This window comes from Streptomyces ochraceiscleroticus (assembly GCF_000720485.1).
Taxonomy (GTDB): domain Bacteria; phylum Actinomycetota; class Actinomycetes; order Streptomycetales; family Streptomycetaceae; genus Streptomyces; species Streptomyces ochraceiscleroticus.
In genome coordinates, this window is sequence record NZ_JOAX01000132.1 from 1 (window position 1) to 250 (window position 250).

Genomic DNA, 250 nt, shown 5'->3' on the forward strand with positions numbered 1-250 from the left:
CGCGATCCTGGAGGCCGCCGAGGAGCACAAGGCCGATGTCATCGGCATGTCCGGCCTGCTGGTCAAGTCCACGGTGATCATGAAGGAGAACCTGGAGGAACTCAACGCCCGGGGCCTTGCACAGCAGTTCCCGGTAATCCTCGGCGGCGCGGCGCTGACCCGTGCGTACGTCGAGCAGGACCTGCACGAGATCTACGAGGGCGAGGTCCGCTACGCCCGCGACGCGTTCGAGGGCCTGCGCCTGATGGAC

1 protein-coding gene is annotated in these 250 nt (G+C 66.8%); it reads left to right on the plus strand.

The annotated features are described in order from the left end of the window. The coding region (locus IG84_RS38615) for a cobalamin-dependent protein (protein WP_037801504.1) at nt 1-250 on the plus strand (250 nt) is incomplete at both ends.